The 22,204-nt window shown below is 61.3% G+C and carries 24 protein-coding genes and 1 tRNA gene; 15 read left to right on the top strand and 10 right to left on the bottom strand.

The genetic code is table 11. From position 1 onward, the window contains the following. Nucleotides 1-18: 18 nt before the first annotated feature. The 10 genes from ABWV89_RS00210 (at nucleotide 19) to ABWV89_RS00165 (ending at nucleotide 9,173) form a co-directional block, all read left to right on the top strand. Entirely contained in the window at nucleotides 19-192 is a 174-nt protein-coding gene (locus ABWV89_RS00210; protein ID WP_353393076.1) for a hypothetical protein, read from the top strand. A 58-nt stretch (nucleotides 193-250) separates the two neighbouring features. Then, nucleotides 251-556 (top strand): urease subunit beta, encoded by a 306-nt coding sequence (locus ABWV89_RS00205; protein ID WP_353393074.1) that lies wholly within the window; start codon nucleotides 251-253, stop codon nucleotides 554-556. 56 nt (nucleotides 557-612) lie between these two features. Next, entirely contained in the window at nucleotides 613-2,331 is a 1,719-nt protein-coding gene (ureC, locus tag ABWV89_RS00200) for an urease subunit alpha (protein WP_353393072.1), read from the top strand. A 28-nt stretch (nucleotides 2,332-2,359) separates the two neighbouring features. Beyond that, the gene (gene ureE / locus ABWV89_RS00195) at nucleotides 2,360-2,932 is read left to right on the top strand and encodes an urease accessory protein UreE (protein WP_353393070.1); all 573 of its coding nucleotides are present in this window, start codon (nucleotides 2,360-2,362) and stop codon (nucleotides 2,930-2,932) included. 1 nt (nucleotide 2,933) lies between these two features. Further along, entirely contained in the window at nucleotides 2,934-3,644 is a 711-nt protein-coding gene (locus tag ABWV89_RS00190; protein WP_353395099.1) for an urease accessory protein UreF, read from the top strand. Nucleotides 3,645-3,695: 51 nt separating this feature from the next. Beyond that, on the top strand, nucleotides 3,696-4,379 hold the full coding sequence (gene ureG / locus ABWV89_RS00185) for an urease accessory protein UreG (protein WP_353393068.1): 684 nt from the start codon (nucleotides 3,696-3,698) through the stop codon (nucleotides 4,377-4,379). 59 nt (nucleotides 4,380-4,438) lie between these two features. Continuing rightward, nucleotides 4,439-4,526, top strand: a tRNA-Ser gene (locus ABWV89_RS00180). A gap of 388 nt (nucleotides 4,527-4,914) precedes the next feature. Continuing rightward, nucleotides 4,915-6,135: an ATP-binding protein gene (locus ABWV89_RS00175; protein WP_353393066.1), complete on the top strand. Its 1,221-nt coding sequence runs from the start codon at nucleotides 4,915-4,917 to the stop codon at nucleotides 6,133-6,135. Beyond that, nucleotides 6,132-6,515 carry a response regulator transcription factor gene (locus ABWV89_RS00170; RefSeq protein ID WP_353393064.1) on the top strand — a complete coding sequence of 128 codons (384 nt, stop codon included), beginning with the start codon at nucleotides 6,132-6,134 and terminating at the stop codon, nucleotides 6,513-6,515. The genes ABWV89_RS00175 and ABWV89_RS00170 overlap by 4 nt, the downstream gene beginning before the upstream one ends. Nucleotides 6,516-6,575: 60 nt before the next feature. Next, the gene (locus ABWV89_RS00165) at nucleotides 6,576-9,173 is read left to right on the top strand and encodes a PAS domain-containing sensor histidine kinase (protein WP_353393062.1); all 2,598 of its coding nucleotides are present in this window, start codon (nucleotides 6,576-6,578) and stop codon (nucleotides 9,171-9,173) included. A 25-nt stretch (nucleotides 9,174-9,198) separates the two neighbouring features. Here ABWV89_RS00165 and hemW read toward each other — a convergent pair whose 3' ends face one another. The 5 genes from hemW to ABWV89_RS00140 are packed head-to-tail and all read right to left on the bottom strand — an operon-like array spanning nucleotide 9,199 to nucleotide 13,796. Beyond that, nucleotides 9,199-10,434 (bottom strand): radical SAM family heme chaperone HemW, encoded by a 1,236-nt coding sequence (gene hemW / locus ABWV89_RS00160; RefSeq protein ID WP_353395098.1) that lies wholly within the window; start codon nucleotides 10,432-10,434, stop codon nucleotides 9,199-9,201. 22 nt (nucleotides 10,435-10,456) lie between these two features. Beyond that, nucleotides 10,457-11,098: an RdgB/HAM1 family non-canonical purine NTP pyrophosphatase gene (gene rdgB, locus ABWV89_RS00155; RefSeq protein ID WP_353393060.1), complete on the bottom strand. Its 642-nt coding sequence runs from the start codon at nucleotides 11,096-11,098 to the stop codon at nucleotides 10,457-10,459. A 34-nt stretch (nucleotides 11,099-11,132) separates the two neighbouring features. Continuing rightward, the gene (gene rph / locus ABWV89_RS00150; RefSeq protein WP_353393058.1) at nucleotides 11,133-11,864 is read right to left on the bottom strand and encodes a ribonuclease PH; all 732 of its coding nucleotides are present in this window, start codon (nucleotides 11,862-11,864) and stop codon (nucleotides 11,133-11,135) included. A gap of 28 nt (nucleotides 11,865-11,892) precedes the next feature. Continuing rightward, nucleotides 11,893-12,792, bottom strand: coding sequence for a PP2C family protein-serine/threonine phosphatase (locus ABWV89_RS00145; protein WP_353393056.1), 900 nt, complete (start codon nucleotides 12,790-12,792; stop codon nucleotides 11,893-11,895). Next, nucleotides 12,789-13,796, bottom strand: coding sequence for a serine/threonine protein kinase (locus ABWV89_RS00140; protein WP_353393054.1), 1,008 nt, complete (start codon nucleotides 13,794-13,796; stop codon nucleotides 12,789-12,791). Before ABWV89_RS00140 ends, ABWV89_RS00145 begins: the two co-directional genes overlap by 4 nt. 73 nt (nucleotides 13,797-13,869) lie before the next feature. On the opposite strand from ABWV89_RS00140, the gene ABWV89_RS00135 reads away from it, so the two are divergent. The 3 genes from ABWV89_RS00135 (at nucleotide 13,870) to rpoZ (ending at nucleotide 16,152) form a co-directional block, all read left to right on the top strand. Continuing rightward, nucleotides 13,870-14,784, top strand: coding sequence for a YicC/YloC family endoribonuclease (locus tag ABWV89_RS00135; protein WP_353393052.1), 915 nt, complete (start codon nucleotides 13,870-13,872; stop codon nucleotides 14,782-14,784). A 503-nt stretch (nucleotides 14,785-15,287) separates the two neighbouring features. Next, complete coding sequence (gene gmk, locus ABWV89_RS00130; protein ID WP_353393050.1) at nucleotides 15,288-15,908, top strand: guanylate kinase; 621 nt, start codon at nucleotides 15,288-15,290, stop codon at nucleotides 15,906-15,908. 40 nt (nucleotides 15,909-15,948) lie between these two features. Continuing rightward, nucleotides 15,949-16,152 carry a DNA-directed RNA polymerase subunit omega gene (rpoZ, locus tag ABWV89_RS00125; protein ID WP_353393048.1) on the top strand — a complete coding sequence of 68 codons (204 nt, stop codon included), beginning with the start codon at nucleotides 15,949-15,951 and terminating at the stop codon, nucleotides 16,150-16,152. A 96-nt stretch (nucleotides 16,153-16,248) separates the two neighbouring features. Here rpoZ and nadA read toward each other — a convergent pair whose 3' ends face one another. Together nadA and nadC are read right to left on the bottom strand one after the other, a co-directional pair. After that, on the bottom strand, nucleotides 16,249-17,364 hold the full coding sequence (nadA, locus tag ABWV89_RS00120; protein WP_353393046.1) for a quinolinate synthase NadA: 1,116 nt from the start codon (nucleotides 17,362-17,364) through the stop codon (nucleotides 16,249-16,251). A 49-nt stretch (nucleotides 17,365-17,413) separates the two neighbouring features. Next, nucleotides 17,414-18,277, bottom strand: coding sequence for a carboxylating nicotinate-nucleotide diphosphorylase (gene nadC, locus ABWV89_RS00115; RefSeq protein ID WP_353393044.1), 864 nt, complete (start codon nucleotides 18,275-18,277; stop codon nucleotides 17,414-17,416). 78 nt (nucleotides 18,278-18,355) lie between these two features. Here nadC and panB point away from each other — a divergent pair, with 78 nt between their 5' ends. Both panB and panC read left to right on the top strand, forming a co-directional pair. Beyond that, on the top strand, nucleotides 18,356-19,231 hold the full coding sequence (panB, locus tag ABWV89_RS00110) for a 3-methyl-2-oxobutanoate hydroxymethyltransferase (protein WP_353393042.1): 876 nt from the start codon (nucleotides 18,356-18,358) through the stop codon (nucleotides 19,229-19,231). Between the two features lie 123 nt (nucleotides 19,232-19,354). Beyond that, nucleotides 19,355-20,221, top strand: a complete 867-nt coding sequence (gene panC / locus ABWV89_RS00105) for a pantoate--beta-alanine ligase (RefSeq protein WP_353393040.1) — start codon at nucleotides 19,355-19,357, stop codon at nucleotides 20,219-20,221. A 52-nt stretch (nucleotides 20,222-20,273) separates the two neighbouring features. Here the strand turns inward: panC and ABWV89_RS00100 are convergent, their stop codons facing one another. The 3 genes from ABWV89_RS00100 to grxC all read right to left on the bottom strand — a co-directional run bounded on the left by ABWV89_RS00100 (nucleotide 20,274) and on the right by grxC (nucleotide 22,128). Continuing rightward, nucleotides 20,274-21,281, bottom strand: a complete 1,008-nt coding sequence (locus ABWV89_RS00100) for an NAD(P)H-dependent glycerol-3-phosphate dehydrogenase (RefSeq protein WP_353393038.1) — start codon at nucleotides 21,279-21,281, stop codon at nucleotides 20,274-20,276. Between the two features lie 49 nt (nucleotides 21,282-21,330). Further along, nucleotides 21,331-21,783, bottom strand: coding sequence for a protein-export chaperone SecB (secB, locus tag ABWV89_RS00095; RefSeq protein ID WP_353393036.1), 453 nt, complete (start codon nucleotides 21,781-21,783; stop codon nucleotides 21,331-21,333). Nucleotides 21,784-21,867: 84 nt separating this feature from the next. Next, on the bottom strand, nucleotides 21,868-22,128 hold the full coding sequence (grxC, locus tag ABWV89_RS00090) for a glutaredoxin 3 (protein WP_353393034.1): 261 nt from the start codon (nucleotides 22,126-22,128) through the stop codon (nucleotides 21,868-21,870). Between the last annotated feature and the right edge of the window lie 76 nt (nucleotides 22,129-22,204).

The raw sequence follows: 22,204 nt of genomic DNA, 5'->3' as shown, positions 1-22,204 counted from the left end.
CCCTTGAGGACACCCACCATGACAACCACAAAGACACTGTTGACCTGCGCCGCTTCCGCTGCTCTCGCGACGCCATCCTTTGCCCACGACGGCCACGGCCTGATGGGCACGCATTGGCATGCCACAGACGTCATTGGTTTTGTGATCGCCATTGCCATCGGCGCCATCGCCATCTGGACATCGCGCAAGTAAGGCGCTTCGCTCCCCTACACCGCTTACCGCTCACACCTCACCGCAGGAGGCCAGCACCATGATTCCAGGAGAGATCCTGCCCGCAGAAGGCGACCACCCGCTCAACCCTGGTCGACGCACCGTGTCGATGGTGGTGAAGAACACGGCCGACCGCCCTGTTCAGGTTGGCTCGCACTATCACTTTGCCGAAACGAATGGCGCCCTCGATTTCGACCGTGACGCGGCCAAAGGCATGCGTCTGAACATCGCCTCCGGTACGGCCGTGCGATTCGAGCCCGGCCAGCAACGCACCGTTGAACTCGTCGACTACGCCGGCGACCGCCAGATTTTTGGATTTCAGGGGAAAGTTCAAGGCAGCCTCTGAACTGAGCCGCGCCCTCCCCCCACCGCACACAACGCCAGCGCAAGGAAGCAACGCCCATGGCACACATCAGCAAGAGCGCCTATACCGACATGTTCGGCCCCACCGTCGGTGACCGCATTCGCCTGGCCGACACCAGCCTGCTCATCGAAGTCGAAAAGGACTACACCCTGGCCGCGGGCGGCTACGGAGAGGAGGTCAAGTTCGGCGGCGGCAAGACCATTCGCGACGGCATGGCGCAAAGCCAGCGCACCCGCGCCGAAGGCGCCATGGACACGGTGCTCACCAACGCCCTGATCGTCGACCACACCGGCATCGTCAAGGCCGACATCGGCATCAAGAACGGCCTCATTGCTGCCATCGGCAAAGCGGGCAACCCCGACACCATGCCCGGTGTCGACATCATCATCGGCCCCGGCACCGAAATCATCGCTTGCGAAGGCGCCATCGTCACCGCTGGCGGCATCGACTCCCACATTCACTTCATCTGCCCCCAGCAGGTGGACGAAGCACTGACCTCGGGCGTCACCACCATGCTCGGCGGCGGCACCGGTCCGGCCACCGGCACCTTCGCCACCACCTGCACTCCCGGCCCCTGGCACATTGAACGCATGTTGCAAGCTTCCGACGGCTTGCCCATGAACCTGGGCTACCTGGGCAAAGGCAACGCCAGCCGCCCAGACCCTTTGCGCGAGCAAATCGATGCCGGCGCCATTGGCCTGAAGCTGCACGAAGACTGGGGCACCACGCCCTCCGCGATCGACAACTGCTTGTCCGTCGCCGAGGAAACCGACACGCAGGTCGCCATCCACTCGGACACGCTCAACGAGTCCGGCTTTGTGGAAAACACCATCGCCGCGACCAAGGGCCGCACACTCTGCGCCTTCCACACCGAAGGTGCCGGCGGCGGCCACGCACCCGACATCATGCGCGTCGTTGGCGAGGCCAACTTCCTGCCCTCGTCCACCAACCCCACCATGCCCTACACCGTCAACACGCTGGACGAGCACGTGGACATGCTCATGGTCTGCCACCACCTGGACGCCGGTATTCCGGAAGACTTGGCCTTTGCCGAGAGCCGCATCCGCCGCGAGACGATTGCCGCTGAAGACATCCTGCACGACCTGGGCGCCATCAGCATCATGAGCAGCGACTCACAAGCCATGGGCCGTGTGGGTGAAGTCATCATTCGCACCTGGCAAACCGCCGACAAAATGAAGAAACAGCGCGGCGCGCTGGCAGGCGACTCCGACCGCAACGACAACGAACGCGTTAAGCGTTACGTGGCCAAGTACACCATCAACCCCGCCATCGCCCACGGCATCTCACACGTGGTGGGTTCGCTGGAAGTGGGCAAGCTGGCCGACATCGTCATCTGGAAGCCGGCCTTCTTTGGCGTCAAGCCCTTCCAGGTGGTCAAAGGTGGCACCATTGCCCTCGCTGCCATGGGCGACCCGAACGCCTCCATCCCCACGCCGCAACCGGTGCACTACCGACCCATGTTCGGCAGCTATGGCCGCTCGCTCACCGCGGGCAGCGTCACCTTTGTCTCCCAGGCGGCGCAGGCTGCCAATGTGGGCCAGCGCTACGGCCTGCAAAAGGCCACGGTCGCCGTGCAGAACTGCCGCAAAGTCACCAAGGCCGACATGGTGCACAACAGCTACCTGCCCACCATGGAGATCGACCACCAGCGCTACACCGTGCGCGCCGATGGCGAACTGCTCACCTGCGAGCCGGCCAAAGAACTCAGCATGGCCCAACGCTACTTCCTGTTCTGACCCCCTTCAGCTCTCCTTTCAGGTTTTCATGCTCAAAGTCCCCCGACTCGTTCCCCAGGGCAAAGGGCTGGCGCCGGTGCTGCTAAAGCGCGCCGCCACCGTTGAGCTCGACTGGGACATCCGCCAGAAGAGCCGCTTCGACGCCCGCAGCTCGGCGGGCGACCATCTCGGCGTGTTCCTGCCCCGCGGCACCCTGGTTCGCGGTGGCGATGTGCTCGTGGCGGAAGACGGCTCGCTCCTGCGCGTGGTCGCCGCCCCTCAGGCCGTCCTGCGCATCACCGCCTGCACGGATCACCACCACGGTCACGACCATGACCCTGCGTTCGACCTCATGCGTGCGGCCTACCACCTCGGCAACCGCCACGTCCCCATCGAACTCAAGCCCGACCACCTCAAGATCGAGCCCGACCATGTGCTCGCCGACATGCTGCGCGCCATGCACCTGAATGTTGCGGAGGTCAGCGAATCCTTCGAACCCGAAGGCGGTGCCTATGGTGGCCATGGACATGGTCACAGCCACGGGCATGGGCATTCGCACGGGCACGATCACGATCACAGCCACGGGGGCCACGACCACAATCACGATCACCACCATGGCTGACATGGCTCAGCCTCCCGCCACAAGCCTGGGCTCGGCCGCGCTGCTGCGGCTGCTGTGCCTGTCGTCCCCCACATTGCCCGTGGGCGGTTTCTCTTACTCCGAAGGCCTGGAAGCCGCCATCGACAAAGGCTTTGTTGAAGACGAAGCCTCCGCCGCCACCTGGCTGATCGACCAGCTTCACCTGTCCCTCGCACGCGCTGATCTGGCCGTGGTCGCCCAGGCCATCACGGCGTGGCAGGCTGACGATCACGAACGGATTCAAGACCTCAACCAATGGGTGCTCCGCACACGCGAGACCCAGGAATTCCGCCTGCAAAGCGAACAAATGGGCCGATCCCTGCAAGAGTGGGCCCGCAGCCTTGGAGCGCTCGGTGCCGGTCTGCACGATCGCCTCACCGTGGCACAGCTCGCCCTGCCCACCTACCCCGTGGTCTTCGCTTGCGCCGTCACCGTCAACCCCATGCCATTGGCCGACGCGCTCACCGCTTACGCTTTCGCCTGGTCAGAAAACCTGGTGCAGGCCGCCATCAAAGGCATCCCGCTCGGGCAAAGCGCCGGACAACGCATCCTCGCGCGGCTCATGCAGGAGATCCCGTCAGCGGTCGACCATGCCGCGAGCTGCACGGACGCGACCCGTCAATCCTTCACCCCCATGCTGGCCCTGTTGTCCGCCCAGCACGAAACCCAATACTCGCGGCTGTTCCGGTCCTGATCGCCTGGAACCGCCTCACACTTTCAAAGAAGACCAATTGAAACCCCTGCCATGACAACTGCCCTGCACCACATCCCCAACCGCACCAAAACCCTGCCCCCACTGCGCGTCGGCATCGGTGGCCCGGTGGGTTCCGGCAAAACCACCTTGCTCGAGATGCTGTGCAAGGCGATGCGCGAGCAATACGACCTGATCGCCATCACCAACGACATTTACACCAAGGAAGACCAGCGCCTGCTCACCGTCAGCGGTGCGCTGCCCGCCGAACGCATCATGGGTGTGGAAACCGGTGGCTGCCCGCACACGGCCATCCGCGAAGACGCCTCCATCAACCTCGAAGCCATCGACCGCATGTTGGGAGACTTCCCGGATGCCGACGTCATCTTCATCGAAAGCGGTGGCGACAACCTGGCCGCCACCTTCAGCCCCGAACTCTCCGACCTCACCATCTACGTGATCGACGTGGCCGCTGGCGAAAAGATCCCCCGAAAAGGCGGCCCCGGCATCACCAAAAGCGACATGTTCGTCATCAACAAGACCGACCTCGCCCCCCACGTCGGCGCTGACCTGGACATCATGCGCCAGGACACCGACCGCATGCGCCCGGACCCCGAGCGCCGCCCCTGGGTGATGACCAACCTCAAAACCCTGGAGGGCCTTCAGGAAGTGGTGAAATTCATCGAGAAGCGCGGGATGCTGACTGCCGATTCGGCGTCTGCCAGCGCGGCGGCCTAAGGCCATCGTCTCCGCCGGGTGGAATCGAGTCCCCGACTCAGGCTAGAATAGAGGACTACGGAGAGCTGGCAGAGTGGTCGATTGCACCGGTCTTGAAAACCGGCAGCCCGCGAGGGCTCCAGGGTTCGAATCCCTGGCTCTCCGCCAAATGACGAAAGAGAAGCGGCCTTCTGGGCCGCTTTTTCTTTTTTGGGGCCACGAGGGAGAGACTGGCCCTCCACACTGCCCCAACGCTCTTTCACCCGGCGTCCGATCAGCCAGCAGCGCCCACGGACCAGACTTCCCATCGATTTAAGAGAGAAGGCACAGCGCTGCCGCTTCCTTCCGGCCAATGGTACGCATTTCAGACGTCACGCTCGGCGCAAACCAATACGATCCGGCTACTGAATTCAGGTTTTCAGCGATGAAGTGGCAGATCCACTCCGGTCGATCCACCGCCATGCACGGCCATAACTCAAGTCGGTGACAGCAATGTCGATAAATGGTGCAGAAAGCGTTAGCCGGGTAAAACCCGCCCTCTGACGGAATGACCACCATGACGACCAACCCTCAACAAGCCAGCTCAAACCCGCTGCTGAACCTGCTGGACCTGGTTCCAAGTCCATTGCTGCTGTTCAGTCCGGATGGCCGCGTCGCCTTCTCCAACAAGGCGGCCAAGACCATGGCTTGTCGTCCCGCGCTATCCCTGCCAGGAGATCCCAACGTCAGACAGATGGTCCAGACCATTGCCAAGGGCAATGTGCTGATGCAGCGTGAAATCACCGTCGAAGTCAACAGCGACACGGGCATCGAGAAGCTGAACTGCGAATGCGCTCCGAAGCCCATCGCCGGCCTTGTCGCCATGTCTGTTCTGCCCGCCCCACAAGATGGCGACGCAGACAGCCATGGAACGGAAGAAAGCGCCTCCACGGCCGCCAACGGCCAGGGCGTCCCAGAGCGTCTGTCACTTCAACAGATCATGCATCTGCTCCGCGACGACCTCATGGAGCCCATCACCGAAGTGGTGACAGCAGTGGGCGGCGAAGGCTCAGACATCGACCCAGGCAAGTTGCCTGCCATTCAGGCGTCCATCCAGAGTCTGGTCGACCGTCTGAGTCGCACGGCAGACATGATCGATGTCTTCGGCGAGGACGTCCTGATCGGCGATGAACGACTGGTCGTACCAGACCTGGCCAGGCAGACTTGTCAGGCACTGTCCCGGCAGGCCGGCGAGCAAAACGTGCGATTCATGTTCGAAGGCGAATCGCCCGACCTGCCGCCCGTCTACGGAAGCAAAAAGCTCATGCTTCGCGCCTTGCGCGAATCGCTGCAAAACGCTCTGGATCACGCTCATACTGCCGTCACCAATCGGCAAGAAGCCTCTGCAGTGCGCATCGCCTTCTCCTCCTCCGGCCAGCACCTGCAAATCAACATCCGCAACCTGGGTTCGCTCTCTTCAGCCGCCATCGAGCGGCACGCCTCTACCCTCTTTCGGCCGGAGCGTCCCGCTGCGGGGACAAAAGAAGGTGACAAAGAGCAAGAGGTCTCCGAGAAAGGCCGTATGCGAATCGGTCTCCCGTTGACCCAACGCATCCTCCAGCTTCACGGCGGGAGGCTCAGGGCCAAGGAGGTGGGTGGAGAGATCGACGTCGCGCTTGAACTGCCAACCGGTGCGCCATGGCGCAACAACCAACACCTTGATCTCCTGCAGGCCCAGATCTATGCAGAAGACCTCTCACGACTGATGGCGAGAAGCCGCAAAAGGAGTGCAGCATGACCGCACGCATATTGATTGTCGACGACCAACCCGACATTCGAAAACTGATCAGCCTCACACTTCAGCATCTGGAAGATGCCGAACTGCACGAGGCTGACAACGGTGGCGACGGCTGGCGAATGGCCAAAGACCTCAAGCCCGACCTCATGCTGCTTGACGTGATGATGCCAGGCGAGCTGGACGGCTACCAGGTTTGTACAAAGATCAAGCAAGACCCGGAGCTGGCTGCACACACCAAGGTCATCCTGCTGACAGCACGAGCGCAACAGGAAGACCTCGATGCTGGCGCTCGCGCCGGATCAGACGCATACCTCACCAAGGCTTTCAGCCCGCTCAAACTGCTCGATACCGTGGATGAAATGCTTGGACGCATGGAATAGCCGCAGGACCAGCACCATTCACGCCGACCTGAAATAGCAGCGCCCAAGGAAATCCAACCCATGCAGGGCAACCCTGTCATGGCCATCGCCAAACGCCTGGCCAAACGATCCCTCAAGACCCAGATGACCTTTCTGGTCATGCTGACGGCCTTTTTCTGTGCAGTGGTGGTGGGACTGTTCACCTATCAACGCAGCATGGCAGAGGCGCGCACCGAAGCTACCCACTGGGCACGTTCGCTGGCCCAGGTCGCGGCCCAGGAAGGAGCGGCTCATGGTCCAGCGCAACACGGACAATTGGCCAACGCCATCCAGGCCATCGTGCAACTGGAACACGTTCAAAGCGTCACACTGGTATCTCCCGATCAGGCAGAGTTCCTGCATGTCGGCAAAGATGCACAAGGCTCACCCCAACTGATGCCTTCAGCAGATGAAGCTGTCGGCATACCATCCGAATCTGTGGTGTTCTCTGGCAGCAGTGCCCAGGTCTTTGTGCCCATGGCCGCCAAGACAGCAGCGAGCAACTCCAGCAGCCTTTACGCCACTGCAGAAGCGAACGGATGGGTACAGCTACGCTACAACGCCACACCGCACATTGAGGATGCGCGAAAGCAATGGGCGATGGCCATGGGGCTGTCTCTGGTCCTGGTGGCAGTCACTGTCTGGCTTCTTCTGAAGTTCCTGCAGCGGACGCTCGACCCCATTGCATCGCTCATCCAGTTCTCCTCCAACCTCGTTCACAAGCCCGGGGAGCAGGTACGAATGCACTGGGGCAGCGCCGACGTCCGAGCGCTGGGTTACGCGCTCAACTCCACTTCTTCCGAGCTGGCCAGCCAGGCTGCCGACCTGCAGCAGAAGCTCGCGCGCCTGCGAAACATCCTCGCAACGGCAGCTGACGCCATCATTGGCGTCGATGCCGATGGCCATATCCGGAGCGCCAACCCGGCAGCCGAGCGCATGTTCGGCCACCCGGCCAACGAAATGAAGGGGACGAAACTGGATTGCTACCTCCCTGGCCTTGACGCCAACCAACTCAAAGTCGTCATGGAGCAAGGCATGTTCATCCAGTCGACGCAGAGTCACCTGGGAAGCACTGAGCAAAATGCCATCCGCCATGGCGGCACCGAGTTTCCAGTGGAAGTGTCATTGGGAGAGATCACCGACGACCCGGAAGTGCGCTACACCTGTATCGTGCGCGACCTCAGCGAATCCAAACTCACCGAGGAATACATGGCCTTGTATGGCCGTGCGGTCGACTGCACACTCAATGGCATCGTCATCACTGATGCACGCCGCTATCCGCAGCCCATCGTCTACGTCAACCCGGGATTCAGCCGCATCACCGAGTTCGCCCCCCATGAAGTTCTCGGCAGGGATCTGAGCCAGCTCAACGGATCGGAAACCGACACGGGCGACCTCGGACTTCTCGAGCGCACTGTCAAGGAAGGTGGTGAACTGACTGTCACCCTCAAGCAATACCGCAAGTCCGGCACAGTCTTTCACAACAAACTCTCGGTCTCACCGGTCCGAGGGGCAGATGACCAGATCACTCACTACATTCATGTCCTGGAAGACGTCAGCAGCCAGATCGAAGTCAAACGCCGCCTGATCGAACGCACGGCAAGGCTTAACGCCACGTTCGATCTCAGTCCGGACGGTTTTGCCGTGTTCGATGCACACGGAGACCTCATTTCCAGCAACCCGGCCCTTCGCTCCATGCTGGGAGAGCTGCCACCCAATTGCTCAATCGGCGCATTCGATGGATGGGTCCTGGGCTTGTGCGAGGATGAGGCCAAATATCGAACCACTGCAGAAGCACTGAAGGACCCTCACAAGGATCTCATCGAAGTGGGTCGTCCGTCGCCCAAGGTGCTGGAGCGCGAGATCCGGAAGAACCTTGGCGGCAGCGGCGAGACCATTCTCTACTTCCGTGATGTCACGCATCAGATGGAGGTCGACAGGATCAAGAGTGAATTCCTGGCCACAGCGGCACACGAGCTGCGCACCCCACTGGCCAGCATTCTCGGCTTCACCGAGCTGATGATCCATCGCAAATACTCCGACGAGAAGCGCATTGATCTGCTCCAGACCGTTCACCGGCAAGGCACACTTCTGTCCAATCTGATTCAGGAGCTACTGGACCTTTCCCGAATTGAAGCACGACAGGGCAAAGACTTCCATATTGCTCCGACACCTCTGAGCGAGCTGGTGGCGCATGCAGTGGAAAGCGTCAAGGATGCCAAGCACGGGCGCAAGGTCCACATAGCCAGCTTCCCGGACGACATCGGCGTGATGGCAGATCCCAGCAAGATAGAGCAGTGCCTTATCAACTTGCTGAGCAATGCCTTCAAGTATTCGCCCGACGGTGGTGAAGTCCACCTCACGGTTCAGACCGAGCAAAGCAAAGACGAAGAGATGGTGGTCGTCCGAATCTCGGATCAGGGCATTGGCCTGACACCAACACAACTGTCTCGGGTCTTTGAGCGTTTCTACCGGGCTGACGCCTCAGGCAACATCCCGGGCACCGGTCTTGGCCTGAACCTGGTCAAGGAAATTGCAGAGATCCACGGCGGCTCTGTGGTACTGGAGAGCGAGCCCGGCGTAGGCACCACGGCCATCCTGCGCTTGCGCAGGGCCGAACTCCCGATATTGATTGCCTGATCGCAGCGCCAATCCGAGCGGCAAGTTACTCGGGCAGGAATGCCGCCTGCAAGTCGCTCAGAAAGTCAAAGCCGGAAGCTGTTGGCTTCACCCATCCAGCATCCAACTCCAGCCAGCCCTTCTCCTGCCCCAGGGCCAACCCGGCATCCAGCGCAGACAAGGGCAAGCCCGTTCGCTCGACAAACCACTGCATTGCAAATCCGTCCCGCAAGCGCAAGGCGTTGAGCATGAATTCAAACGGCAAGTCACGCCGGCTCACAGGCTCCACCATCGTCACCGGCGAACCTGTCAGGGCCTTGTCCATGTACAGCGTCGGCTCACGCCAGCGCACCTGGCGCACCACCTTGTGCGCAAAACTCAGCTTGCTGTGCGCGCCCGCGCCAATGCCCAGATAGTCGCCAAACTGCCAATAGTTCAGGTTGTGGCGGCAGCGATGCCCGGCGCGCGCCAAGGCCGAAACCTCGTAACGATCCATGCCTGCCACTGCAGTCTCCGCCTCAATCATGTCGAGCATGGCGTAGGCGTCATCGTCATCTGGCAAACCGCCCGGTTGGTGCTTGGCAAAGAACGTGTTGGGCTCGATGGTCAGGTGGTAGAGCGACAGATGCGGCGGCTTGAATGACAATGCCCTGCGGACATCTTCTGCGCACTGCGCGAGGCTCTGCCCTGGCAAGGCATACATGAGATCCAGGTTGAAGGTCTGAAAATTCTGCGCAGCCTCTTCCACCGCTGCTTCCGCTTGTGCCCCGTCGTGTACCCGGCCGATCGCACTGAGCATGACATCATCAAAGCTCTGTACGCCCACCGACAGCCGCGTCACCCCTGCTTCGGCAAACGCCTTGAAGCGGCTCGTCTCGAAGGTCCCGGGGTTCGCTTCCAGCGTGATTTCCGCGTCCGGCTCCAACGGGAGCAACGCGCGAATGTCGCTGATCAAGCGACCGATGGCATCCGGAGCGAACAGGCTCGGGGTTCCACCGCCGAAAAACACAGTGTGAACGGTTCTGCCCCACACAAGCGGCAAGGATGCCTGCAAGTCCGCCCTCAATGCATCGAGGTAGCGATCCTGAACAACAACATCCAGTTGCCCACCATTGCTCACCGCATGCGAGTTGAAATCGCAGTATGGGCATTTGCGCATGCACCAGGGCAAATGCACATAGAGTGACAAAGGTGGTGAGGCCGGCAACTGCAAGGTACCCGGCCGCTGCCAGTAGACAGCATCTGCCCAGCGCTGCAAGTTCTCATCCGCCGGAGACGTCATCCCGGCAACAGAGATCTTCTGCTCAGGCGTCATCGCCTGGAAGCACCATCTCTGATGGCGCCGGCGCAAACCAGCGCTCGCGCATGAGTTCAAGCATCTGATGCGCTGCCTTTCCACGGTGACTATTGGCGTTTTTGACTTCCACAGGCAACTGCGCAAACGTCTTGCCAAACTCGGTCAGGTACATCACCGGGTCAAAGCCAAAGCCGTTGTCCCCCACAGGCGAGCGCGTGATCAGACCAGGCGCCCGCCCAGTGGCCACCAGAGGCTCCGGATCATCCGCACTGCGAACGGCCACCAGGGTACTCACCAGCGCCGCGCGCCGGTCGGCCACGTCGGCCATTTGCTCCAGCAAGGCGCGCACATTGTTGGCGTCGCTCTTCTCGTAGCCGAACTGGGTGGCGTAGTACGCCGTGTCCACGCCTGGCAGCCCGCCAAACGCCTCCACACACAAGCCCGCGTCGTCAGCCAGGGCAGGCAAACCGCTTTCCCTGGCCGCGTGGCGTGCCTTGGCCAGCGCATTTTCGATGAACGTGCGGTGCGGTTCAGGCGCTTCCGGGATCGACAAATCAGCCTGCCGAACCAGTTCCACGCCCAGCGGTGCAAACAGCGCTCGCAGCTCAGCCAGTTTGCCCTTGTTGTTCGATGCCAGCACCAGCTTCACGACGACACACCCCCGCGCTCAGTTCCAACGAAATTCAGGCAGCGCCCAGCGCCTGTTTCTGCATCTGCACCAGCTCGCCAATGCCTTTCTCGGCCAAATCGAGCAGCGCGTTCATCTCCCCGCGAGAGAATGCGTCGCCTTCCGCTGTGCCCTGGACTTCCACAAAGTGGCCACTGCCAGTCATGACAACGTTCATGTCCGTATCACAGGCGGAGTCCTCCACATACTCCAGGTCAAGCAATGGTGTGCCCTCGAGAATGCCCACGGAGATGGCTGCCACATGGTCCTTGATGGGAGACGTCTCCAGCACGCCGTCTGCGATCAGTTTGTTGACCGCATCCTGCGCTGCGACAAAAGCCCCCGTGATGCTCGCAGTGCGCGTGCCACCATCGGCCTGCAATACGTCACAGTCCAGCGAAATGGTTCGCTCCCCCAGTGCAGCCAGATCAAACACGGCTCGCATGGATCGGCCGATCAGGCGTTGGATTTCCTGGGTGCGACCACTTTGCTTGCCCTTGGCCGCTTCACGGCTGCCCCGGGTGTGGGTGGCCCGCGGCAACATGCCGTACTCGGCCGTGACCCATCCCTCACCACTGCCGCGCTTGTGCGGCGGAACGCGCTCCTCGACCGAAGCCGTGCACAGAACACGGGTCTGGCCAAACTCGATCAGCACGGAGCCTTCGGCGTGGATGGTGAAGCCGCGGGTGATGCGCACAGGACGCAAAGCATCGGCCGCCCGCTGCTGCGGCCTGACAAACTGACTCATATTTTCAAAAGGGAAAGGAAGCTTGGTTTCAAGACTTGCGTTCCGCCGTGCGGCGAATCGCTTCGTTGATCTCGGCAATCGAGCGTTCGATCGCTTCATCATCGAGATCTTCCATGCCGGGGTCCAGCACCCCTGACTGTATCGTGGACGCAAAAACGCCTTCGTCAATGGCCTCGGTTGACACATGGGTACTGACGAACTCTTCAGGCGTCTCCCACTCCACCGCCAGCACGGTCACGTTGTCGCAACGCTGTCCACCGCGCTCCAGGGCCTTGTCCACCAGATTCGGCACTGCCACGTCGAGCGAATCACGCGAGAGTTCGTAGGCGATTTCGTGGTCCTTGACCGTGCCCCACAGTCCATCGGAACACAGCAGGACGCGATCACCTTGCATCAGCTGAATCGGCCCCGAGAGGTCGTACACCGGCTTGGCCGGAGAGCCCAGGCAGGTAAAGAGAATGTTGCGGTTGATGTGGTCAGTCGTGCGACCCAGATGGGCTTGCTGTTCGATATAGGAGTGATCGCGCGTCCGCGTCAGCATCTCACCATTGCGCACCACATACAGACGCGAGTCACCACAATGCACCCAGTGCATCTGATTGCGCTCCATCACCGCCGCAACCAGGGTGGTGCGCGGTGTATCGAGCATGCCTTTCTCGGCGGCATACCGGATGATCTGGTGGTGAGCCGCCATCAAGGCGCTGGAGAGAAACTCGGGCACTTCCCGCACCGTGGGAGCAGCTGCTTTCTGGAAGTATGCGGAGAATGTCTGCAAGGCCAGCTGGGCGGCCATGGCACCTTCAGGGTGGCCGCCCATACCATCGGCCAACACCAGCAACCCGGACTCACGCGTATACGCGTAGCCCATGCGGTCCTCATTGCGCTCACGTCCCCCTTGACGGCTGATCTGGTAGACGGAGAACTTCATCGAAACTTGGTCCCCGCATTGGTCGTCTTGCGTGCCGATTTCTTCGTGTCCGAGACGATGTTGTCAAATTGCAGACGCATCTTTTCAGCCACGGTCAGCTTGGTATAACTGCGCTCGGTCTCGCGACTGAGCTCCTTCTGAAGCGCAAACACGGACTGCGGGCGCGAAAGCGGGTCAAGAGACATGCACCATTCCACCACCTCGATCAGGTTGTCGGAATAGACGCCGCGCAAGCGGGAGAGCGCGAGCGACAGGCGGTCCTTCTCAAGGCGTTGGGGTGCATCGTTGGGCGGGTAGCCCTGCATGCTGGCGTAGATACAGGCGCCAATGGCATAGATGTCGGTCCAGGGCCCCATGGATGAGTCTCGGCGATACATCTCCGGCGCAGCGAAACCTGGCGTGTACATCGGCCGGATAAAGTTGCCTTCCTTGCTCAGCACTTCTCGGGCGGCACCAAAATCGATCAGCACGGCCCGGTTGTCGTCGGTGACGAAAATGTTCGCAGGCTTGATGTCCAGGTGCAGCATCTTGTGCTGATGAACGATCCGCAAGCCGCGCAGCACTTCGTCATACAGCGAACGAATGGTCGACTCACGAAATACCTTCTGCTTCTTGAGCTCACGCGCCGTGATGATGAACTCCTGCAGGGATGATCCTTCCAGGTAGTTCATGACCATGTAGACGGTCTCGTTCTCACGGAAGAAGTTGAGCACGCTCACCACCGACTGGTGGGAAATCTGTGCCAGCGCCCGCCCCTCTTCAAAGAAACTCTTGAGGCCGAGGCGGTAAAGCGACAGCTTCTCCGGCTGAACCTGCGGCAACAACTCGCCAGGCGCACGGGACGCCAGCGAAGAAGGCAGGTATTCCTTGATGGCAACCTGCTGGCCTTCCGTGTCCACGGCCAGATACACCACCCCGAAACCGCCAGCGGCCAGTTTACGGACAACACGGTAGCCACCGATCACCGTATCCGGCGGCAAGGGAGCGGGTTTGACCTTTGACATAATTCGGAACGATTCCGGGGCGTGACGTTATTCTTTCTACGTTCTGGACCAACCAGCCCAAAAGGCCTAATTCATGGCAGTTTACAGCATGACTGGCTACGCGACCGCACACCGTGGCGCGCAAGCCGCACGGGGCGAAAGCCCTGCAACCAGCGGCCTCGGGGTCGAAATCCGGTCGGTCAACAGCCGATTTCTGGACCTGACCTTCAAACTGGCCGACGACCTCCGCCCAGCAGAACCGGCGCTTCGTGAAAAATTGAACGAAAAGCTCAAACGCGGCAAGGTGGAAATCCGCGCCTGGGTCGAAGCCAGAACCGATGGTGGGCTGGCCATGCCCTCGCCGGCAGACCTGCAAAAGCTACTGGCCATCCAGGATGGTATTCAGGGCTGGAGTGGCAAAGCCCAGGCCTTGAGCGTCGGTGAAGTGCTGCAATTGTGCGGCAAGCCGCAAACGGGAAAAGGCGGCCGCGAGCTCATCGAAGCCTTGCTGGCACAGGCGGACGAAGCCATCGACGGACTGATTGAGGCCAGAGAGCGTGAAGGCCAGCGGCTCACGGCCATGCTTCTCGATCGCATCAATCAACTCAAGACGCTCGCCAAGGAGGCAGGCCCGCTGATTCCGGCGCTGGTCGAACAGCAACGCCAGCGTTTCCTCGATCGCTGGCAGGAAGCCATGGGCGCCACAGCCACCAGCCAGGTCAACAGCGAGCAAGCCCAGGACAGGGCCATGACTGAAGCCACCGCCTACGCCATCCGCATCGACGTGGCAGAAGAGCTGACACGTCTTGACGCACACCTGAGCGAGATCGAACGGCTGCTCAAGAAGGGGGGCAACCTGGGCAAACGCCTGGACTTCCTGATTCAGGAGCTGCACCGGGAAGCGAACACTCTGGGCTCCAAATCATCCAGCCTGGAACTCACCCGCATTTCGGTCGACATGAAGGTCCTGATCGAACAGATGCGCGAGCAGGTGCAGAACATCGAGTGACTATGACGCCCCCTGCGGCGCTGCGCGCCGTCCCCCACTGGGGGACGTTGCGTACGGGCCGGGGGACCCGGACCCGTCGCAACCTGGGATTTTCTGCGCCACCTCACTTGAGGTGGCTTTTTGTTTGCCTGCGAGGCTGCATCAAACCAGTCGCCTTGGATGGGCACCGCCACGACCTAAGCCCCTTTCCCGCTGCTCGCAGCCTCCCCACCGGGGGACGTTGCGTACGGGCCGGGGGACCCGGACCCGTCGCAACTTGGGGGTTTCTGCGCCACCTCACTTGAGGTGGCTTTTTGTTTGCCTGGGGTTTTGCGGCAACCTAACGGTCTTGAGCGAACCTGTCCGTGACTTGAAACCGCGAACCTTTGGGTGCCCAAAGCCGCCTCAAGTGAGGCGGCGCAGCCAAGCCAAGGGCGCGGCGGATCCGGGCCCCCCGGTCCGCAACGCGCCGCCCCCTTGAGGGGGACGCGCGCAGCGCGGCGGGGGTGATCTAAAATCCTCAGATGGACTACCTCGGAAATCTCTTTGTGGTGGCGGCCCCTAGCGGCGCCGGCAAATCGAGCCTGGTCAGGGCTTTGCTGGAGCTGGACAAGCAAGTCGCCCCTTCTGTCTCCCACACCACCCGACCGCCCCGCGGACAAGAAGTGCACGGCAGGGAGTACTACTTTGTCAGTAATGAAACCTTTGACCAGATGGTTGAGCAGGGTTCATTCCTGGAATGGGCCATGGTCCATGGCAATCGGTACGGCACGTCCAAGGCCACCATCGAACAGCGCATCGCACAAGGCGGTGATGTCGTGCTGGAAATCGATTTCCAAGGCGCCATGCAGGTGAAAACCATCTTCCCCAATGCCATCCTCATTTTCATCCTGCCCCCCAGCTGGGAGGAGCTTCGTTCTCGCCTGGAGCGGCGCGACGAAGACAGCGCCGAGGTCATTGAGCTCCGCCTGAAAAACGCAGCGGACGAAATGGCCCACGCACAGCAGTTCGATTTCGTTATAATCAATGAGTTGTTCGAGCGCGCCTTGTTTGACCTCAAGGCCATCGTCCATGCGCAGCGACTGAAGTTCGTCGCTCAGCGCAACGCCCGAAGCGACACCTTCGCCGCGCTGAACATCCCCTGATTCCCTTCATATTTCTACCTGACCGAAAGCCCGATCGATCATGGCCCGCATTACCGTCGAAGACTGCCTGGAACAAATCCCCAACCGCTTTCAGCTGGTGCTGGCCGCTACGTATCGTGCCCGCATGCTCAGCCAGGGTCACGCACCCAAGATCGAAAGCAAGAACAAGCCTGCAGTCACCGCGCTGCGCGAGATCGCTGACGGCAAGGTTGGCCTGGAAATGCTCAAGAAGGTTCCAACCTGAGCAATCCCTGGTAGCACCAGCAGCCAATACAAAAAAGAACCCGCCTCATAGGCGGGTTCTTTTTTTGCACGGGTGGCAACCGCGAGACGTCAGGCGTCAGGCCGCCCCGATATTCGGCACCAGAGCACCGGCATCCTGCCCCGACTTGTGCGCAGCCGTGAATGCCAACATGCGGTCGATCGGCAAGCGTGCGCGATCAATCAGGGCAGCATCCACTTCGATGCGGTTGCTGCCCTCTGCCAGCACCTTGGCCACGCCAGCCAGGCCGTTCATGGCCATCCAGGGGCAATGCGCACAGCTCTTGCAGGTAGCACTGTTGCCAGCGGTCGGCGCTTCAATGAACACCTTGCCCGGGTTCTGCTGACGCAGCACGTGCATCATGCCGTTGTCCGTGGCCACGATGAACTCCTTGGCGTCCATGGTCTTGGCGGCATTGAGAATGGCAGACGTGGAACCGACCGCATCGGCCAGCTTGACCACTTCAGCAGGGCTCTCCGGGTGCACCAGGATCTTGGCCTTGGGGTGTTCTTTCTTCAGGGCTTCGAGTTCAAAGGCCTTGAACTCGTCGTGAACGATACACGACCCTGCCCACATGACCATGTCAGCACCGGTTTCACGCTGGATATAACCGCCCAGGTGCTTGTCGGGGCCCCACAGAATCTTGTGGCCTTTGTTCTTGAGGGCACTGACGATATCCAGTGCACAGCTTGAGGTCACCAGCCAGTCCGAGCGAGCCTTCACGGCCGCACTGGTGTTGGCGTAGACGACCACGGTGCGATCCGGGTGCTGGTCGCAAAATGCGCTGAAATCATCGATCGGGCAACCCAGATCCAGAGAGCAGGTCGCATCCAGATCCGGCATCAGAATGGTCTTTTCCGGGCTCAGGATTTTGGCCGTCTCACCCATGAAACGGACGCCGGACACCACCAGCGTCTGCGCGGCATGATCACGGCCAAAGCGGGCCATCTCGAGCGAGTCGCTGACGATCCCGCCTGTTTCCACCGCCAGGTCCTGCAAGTCCGGGTGGACATAGTAGTGCGACACCATGACGGCGTTGCGCTCCTTGAGCAAGTGGCGGATACGGGCCTTGAGGGCTTCGCGCTCAGCAGGCCCCGGCTCCACCGGCACGCGGGCCCACGCATGGCGTGTCGGGCACGCAGGCTGCTCGTATTCCACATCAATGACACTGGTCTCCAGGGTCGTCGTATTCATCGCGTTCAATCCGTAAGTGTGTTTTCTTGTCGCCGGGCGCCAGCGGGCATCACAGGCCGTCAAAGCGCATCGAATAGTCCGTGGCCTTGACGTCCTTGGTCAGCGCGCCAATGGAAATCCGGTCTACCCCGGTTTCGGCCAGAGCGCGAACACTCTCAAGGTTCACTCCGCCTGATATTTCCAGAATGGCCTTGCCGGCATTGCGCCGCACGGCCTCGTTGAGCGTAGGAATGTCCATGTTGTCGAGCAACACCATCTCAGCGCCGCACGCCAGGGCTTCGTCCAGCTGCTCCAGCGTTTCGACCTCAATCTCGATAAAACGCGCATCGGGCACGGTGGCTCGCACCTGATCCAGCACGGCGGAGACGCCCCCGGCCGCAGCAATGTGGTTTTCCTTGATCAGCACAGCGTCATACAGGCCGATACGGTGATTGACACCTCCACCAGTCTTGACCGCGTATTTTTGCGCCAACCGCAAGCCCGGCAGGGTCTTGCGCGTATCCACGATCGCAGCCTTGGTGCCATCGACAGCAGCGACAAAGGTCGCCGTCTTGGTCGCAACCGCCGAGAGGGTCTGCAGGTAATTCAGTGCTGTACGTTCCGCGGTCAGCAGACCCCGGGCGTTGCCTTCGAGCTCCAGCACCACCTGATCAGGCTCACAGCGCTGGCCTTCGGCCACGTGCCAGTGCAGTTCCGCCGAAGGATCGCAGGCCGCCACAGCACCCAACACCCATGGCCTGCCGCAGACCACTGCCGCCTCCCGCGCCACGATACGCGCCTTGACCCGCTTGTTCGCCGGTACAAGGGCAGCCGTCAGGTCACCGGGACCGACGTCCTCTGCCAGGGCCCGCTGCACATCAGCGCGAGCCACATCCGCCAGATCCGCCGGTGAAAAGTCAGAGAAGTGTTTCATGGTGCTCAAGCATACCGGGATTCAAAACCGCCATGGACTATAGTGCGCCGAAGGAATACCAGCCCAGAGGGACATGACATGACAACACCGACCACCGGCACGCCATACGGCACGCTGCCATCAGCTTCACCGCTTCCTCAGCGCAAACCGGTCAGCCTGCCCCGCCTGGCAGAAATGCGGGCACGTGGGGAGAAGATCACCATGCTGACCTCCTACGATGCCACCTTCGCTGCCGTGGCAGACGCAGCTGGCGTGGAGTGCATTCTGGTCGGTGACTCGCTGGGCATGGTCTGCCAGGGCTTGTCCAGCACCAGCGGAGTCACGCTCGAGACCATGGTGTATCACACTGAAAGCGTGGTGCGAGGCCTTTTGCGCGTACAGGGAACGGCCTGGGTGGTAGGCGACCTCCCCTTCGGCAGCTATCACGAGTCCAAAGAGCAAGCCATGCGAAGCGCAGCACAGCTGCTGCACGCTGGCGCCCACATGGTCAAACTCGAAGGTGGCGGCTGGACAGCAGAGACCGTGCGTTTCCTGGTCGAACGCGGCATTCCCGTCTGCGCCCACCTCGGCCTGACACCGCAAACCGTCCATTCCCTTGGCGGCTACCGGGTACAGGGCCGAGAGGACGCCTCCGCCCGAGTCTTGCGCCAGCAGGCCAAAGAACTGGAAGACGCTGGCGCCGCCATGCTGGTGCTGGAGATGGTGCCTGCCGGACTGTCCACCGAGATCACCGAGTCACTGAAGACTTGCCACACCATCGGCATTGGAGCGGGCAATGGCACCGCCGGCCAGGTTCTGGTCATGCACGACATGCTGGGCATCAACCTCGGCAAGAACCCCAAATTTGTTCGCAACTTCATGGAAGGCCAGACGAGCGTGCGCGACGCCATGGCCGCCTATGTGAAGGCCGTCAAGGACGGGAGCTTCCCGGACAACGAAAAGCACGCCTGGTAACCGGGCAGTGGACAGGGTTCATGGACACCAGGCGAACCACCGGTACTGTCGCGCATTGAAACTGCATTGACTGCCCTTCGTGGATAATTCCGGGTTCACGCTGAACTGGTGAACCGAAAAGTCATGAAAGTCGTCCACACGATCGCCGATTTGCGCGCCGCGCTGGCACCCTTCTCCTCTCCGTCCTTCGTGCCCACCATGGGCAACCTCCATGAAGGACACCTGCACCTGATGAGCACCGCCCGAGGCCTGGGCGATGTTCGTGTAGCGAGCATCTTCGTCAACCGCCTTCAGTTTGCCCCTCACGAGGATTTCGATACCTACCCCCGCACGCTTGAAGCCGATTGCGCCAAACTCGAGGCCGAGGGTTGTGACGTCGTTTTTGCCCCTTCCGAGAAGGAACTGTATCCTCAGAAGCAGGGGTTTCTCGTGCAGCCTCCGGAGTCTCTTGCCAATATTCTGGAAGGCCACTTTCGTCCTGGGTTCTTTACCGGCGTCTGCAGCGTGGTCAGCAAATTGTTCAACTGTGTGTTTGCCGAGGCCAAGGGCGAGCGGTTCGCCGTGTTTGGCAAGAAGGACTATCAGCAGCAAATGGTCTTGCGCCAGATGGTGCATCAGCTGAACATGGGCATCACCATCGTCGGCGGCGAGACGCAACGAACCGTGGACGGACTCGCACTGAGCTCTCGCAACAGCTACCTGAGCGACGACGAGCGCAAAGAGGCACTGCACCTCTCCCTCACACTGAGAGACCTGGCGCGCGACGCCCTGTCAGCGGGCGGAGCATTGCCCGGGACTCTCGCTGGCCTGGAGGAGCGCGCCATGGCGGCCTTGACAGCGCGAGGGTGGGCGCCCGACTACCTCACTGTTCGACGCAGATCCGACCTGCAATTGCCAGACGCGAACGACGCAATCAAACCTGCCAGCCTGGTCGTTCTGGGGGCAGCCCGCCTGGGCACTACCCGACTGATCGACAACATGGAGATCTGAGTTCGCAAAGCTGGAGCAGGCGCCGTGGCCACACTGCACCAGACAGCCGGCATCAACTGCTTTCGTCTTTCGGGTCTCGCCCCATCAGGGCCGCCACGGCATCCTGGGGTGCAACCTGCCCTTCGAGAAGCGCCACGACGCCCTCGCTGATGGGCATCTCGACGCCTACTGCACGGGCACGCTGTACAACGGTGCGGGCGCTGTAGACGCCTTCGGCCACATGTCCGAGTGATTTGACAGCGTCGCTCAGGGTCAGCCCTTGGGCGAGCAACTGACCGACCCGCCGGTTGCGGGACAGGTCACCGGTAGCAGTCAGTACCAGATCTCCCAGGCCGGACAGGCCCATGAAGGTCTCTGCCCGAGCCCCAAGCGCCATCCCCAAACGGGACATTTCGGCCAGCCCACGTGTGACAAGCGCGGCTCGGGCGTTGAGCCCCAGTGACAGCCCATCGCAGAGGCCAGTGGCAATGGCCAGAACATTCTTGACCGCACCGCCAACCTCTACACCAGCCAGGTCGTCGTTGGCATAGACCCGCAAAGCAGGTCCGTGAAAGGCGCTGACAAGCGCTTCCCGAACATGCGCATGAGCACTGGCAGCCACCAGGGCCGTGGGCTTCCCGGCGGCCACTTCCTGCGCGAAACTGGGGCCACTGAGGACGCCAGCCGGCACATTTGGCGCTACCCGGGCATGAACCTCATGCCCTAACAGGCCCGTTTGTCCTTCTGCCTGAGGAGCCTCAAACCCTTTGCACAGCCAGGCCACCGGCACCCGCACATGCTGCAAACGCTCCAGCATGGAGCGTAGTGCCGCCATGGGGGTCCCCACGATGATGAGGTGAGCGTCCGCGATCAGCTCGTCGCTCAATCCCCCACCCACTGCATGCAAAGCGGCAGGAAACTGGCCGGAGGGAAGGTAGCGCTGATTGGCACGCGCCTGCTCCATTTGCGTCGCCTGTGCCTGGTCGCGCGCCCACAAGACGACAGACGCCCCGTCTCGCCGGGCGGCATTGATCGCCATGGCGGTGCCCCAGGCACCGGCACCAAGCACAAGAATCTTCATGAAACAAGCCACCCACGTGCACCCCTGGGCGCCCGTGGGTCAGGCAGACTTACTGCTGGGTTTCCTGGGCAGCGGCTGCCTGAGCCTGCTGCTGCTCGTACATGGCCTGGAAGTTCACCTCGGTCAGGTGCACAGGCGGGAAGCCTGCACGCTGGACCAGGTCGGCAACGTTGCCGCGCAGGTAAGGGTAGACGATTTGAGGGCAGGCGATGCCCATGATGGGACCCATCTGATCGTCAGGCAGGTTGCGGATCTCGAAGATGCCGGCCTGCTTCGCTTCCACCAGAAACACCGTGCGATCATTGATCTTGGTGTGAACAGTTGCAGTGACGCAAACCTCGTAGACGCCGTCTGCTGCCGGCTTGCCCTCGACACCCAGCTGAATGTCCACCGATGGTTGTTCGGCTTCGAGCAGGATTTCTGGCGAATTGGGTTGCTCCAGCGAAGCTTCCTTGAGGTAAATGCGCTGGATCTGGAAGGTAGGGTCCTGTTGGTCGGCCATCTTGGTCTTTCGGTTTCAGTGATTGCTGCCCCGCCCTGCTGGCGGAGACAGTCAGAAGTCAATCCCGCATTATGTCAGGCTGGATCAACCGGCCTTGAGCAGTGGCTCCAGCTCACCACGCCCGTCAAGCGCGTAGAGGTCGTCACAGCCGCCGACATGCCGGTCGCCAATGAAGATCTGAGGCACACTGGTTCGCCCGGTCATATCTGTCATCTTCGCCCGGACATCGGGCTTGCCGTCAACCACGATTTCCTCGTAGTCGTCCACGCCACGGGCTTTGAGCAAGGCCTTGGCCCGGGTGCAAAACGGGCAGTAGTCACTCGAATAGATTGTCACGTGAGGCATGGCAGGAACCCTCCTTGAGCCAATGGCGCCAAGGTGGCGCCATGAATGCGATGTCGCGCCACTTCAGTGCCGAAGT

The organism is Hydrogenophaga sp. 5NK40-0174, assembly GCF_040372165.1.
Lineage (GTDB): Bacteria > Pseudomonadota > Gammaproteobacteria > Burkholderiales > Burkholderiaceae_C > Hydrogenophaga.
Note: the sequence above shows the minus strand (reverse complement) of the source record. Positions and strands in the feature narration are given on the sequence as shown.